The organism is Actinomycetota bacterium, assembly GCA_036280995.1.
Lineage (GTDB): Bacteria > Actinomycetota > CALGFH01 > CALGFH01 > CALGFH01 > CALGFH01.
Genome location: DASUPQ010000482.1, coordinates 1 through 2,130, shown reverse-complemented (window position 1 = coordinate 2,130; position 2,130 = coordinate 1). Strand labels below are relative to the sequence as shown.

The following is a 2,130-nucleotide window of genomic DNA, read 5'->3' as shown; positions in this document are numbered from 1 at the left end:
CGGCCACGGCCTACCAACGCGCCCTCGACGCCGTCGCCGAACAGAACGGAATCGCCGCCTGACTGACAAAACATGACTCCAAATTCCGGCTTCGCCGGATCTAGCCCTCTAGACCTCAAATAAGCGAGTCGGCCGTGGTTTGGCGGCTGGAGTGAAGTTGATCTTGGTCGTTGGGCCGGGCGGGGTCGACTGGGCGGTCTGAGGGGCTCGGAGGCTGGTCCGGGGGCGTCTGGGCCGTGGTTGGGCGGGGGTTTTCGGGGTCTGGACGCCGGTTTTCGGGTCCTGGGCAGGGGTGATCGCCGCCGCGCTGCCGCGGCGGTCGGCGGTCGATCGGGGCGGTCAGCCGAAGCGGGTGCGTTCGATGGTGCGCCAGACGCTGAACAGCCGGTCCAGACTGGGGGTGTAGCCGATCAGCCGGACGGTGATCGCCCGGGCCCGGCGGATGACCATGGCCGGGATCAAGATGATGCCGGTCAGGAAGCGGTGGTACTCCATGGCGATGTAGGCGCGCCGGTCGGCCTTGCGGTGCATCATCATCGCGAACCAGGACTTGATGTTCCAGGCCAGCGCGGCGATGACCATGTAGGCCCAGTTGCTGGTCAGGTCATACAGCGGCACCCGCAGGGCGTTCACCCCCGATTTGAGCTGGCCGATGATGTTCTCCTGGTCGCAGCGGGCGTTGGCGCAGGCCACCACCTGGTCGGCGGTCAGGTCGGTGCGGGTGGTGATGTAGAAGAAGTAGCGGATCTCCTCGACCAGGACCTGCTCGCCGCGGGCCCGGCTGATGTTCTTGCGGACCGCGACCACCCGGTAGGGCCGGCCGCATTTGCCGGGCCGGTAGTCGAACTCGGCGACGTCCTCGTGGTCCAGCCGCAGGTCCAGGTAGCCGCGTTCGGTGACGATCCGCTGCTTGACGTCGTCTCGGCGGGCCCGGGTCACGACCTCGGCCTGCTGCTTCTCCTGCTGCTGTCCCGGGGCGTCGAGGGGGCGTTCCAGCCGGTGCCAGGAGTCTTCGGCCAGCGCCTCGGCGCGGCCGCGGAGGGCGGCGTTGTTGTCCATCCCGAACACGAAGTCGACCCGTTCGGCCCACCGGTCGAAGTTCGCGGTCAAGGAGAAGTCGGTGTCCCCGCGCAGGCAGACCCTCGGCGCGTGCGGGACGACCAACTCGATCGCCTTGTCGACCCAGCCGGCCGCGTCTTGATGGGAGGGGGCGTTGCCGGGCCGGTTGACCAGATACAGCACCTCCTTGGTGTTGGCCAGCGACACGATCAGCGGCGCATACCCCCAGATGCCCTTGTAGGACATGTCCATGCCCTGCTTGCGGTGCCCGGCGGTGCCCACGATCGTGCCGTCGACGTCGATATAGGCGACCGGGCCGAGCAGGTCTTTGCCCCGCCCGGTCCACAGCGCCGGCCGGACCGTGTTGATCGCCTCCATCAACTCGGCCACGTCGGCGTCGGCGAACCGGCGGCAGAAGTCCCCGGCGGTGGTCGGGTCCGGGATCAGATCCGCGCCCAGGGCGTTCATGTAGGCGGTGTCGTGGCGGAGCCGTTCGATGTCTTCCAGCCGGGTGCCGCCGCACAGCACGTTGTAGGCCAGGTTCAGCACATGGTCGGACTCGTGGTAGGGCAGGTGGACCTTCAACAAGTCCAGCCGCTCATCGATCCGCTCCGCCAGCCCGAGCCTGGTCACCAGCCGGTGCACCGCCGCGATCCCGCCGAAACAGGTCGCCTCCACGTTGCCGCCGACCTCATAGCCGACCTTGCCGGTGGTCAGCATCGGCACCGGTCTCGCCCCCCAATGCCCCGCCCGGTCGTGCCGCGCCTTCACCCGCCGGCGCCGCCGTGCCGCGTTCCGCCGGCTCTGATCATGCGCTATCTTGTTCACCACAAAGGCCTTCCCTGCTCGGGCTGCGTTGGAGCGCAAACCCAAGCAGAGTAAGGTCTTTGGCCTTTCAAGCACCGATCCGACACACCCGACACGCTTGGTCAAGGTCTAGCGAGCAGCTGCTGGCCAAGGACCCAGACGTCATCGTCTTGCTGTTCAGCGAGGGCTCGGCCGAACAAGCCAAGCAGGAACTCGACTCCCTGCCGGGCGCCGACCGACTTAAGGCCGTCCAGAACGACCAGG

At 67.7% G+C, this 2,130-nt stretch carries 1 protein-coding gene; it reads right to left on the bottom strand.

Translation table 11 applies throughout. The features are described 5' to 3' along the window. Positions 1-339: 339 nt before the first annotated feature. Entirely contained in the window at positions 340-1,830 is a 1,491-nt protein-coding gene (locus VF468_16150; GenBank protein HEX5879825.1) for an IS1380 family transposase, read from the bottom strand. Positions 1,831-2,130 lie beyond the last annotated feature (300 nt).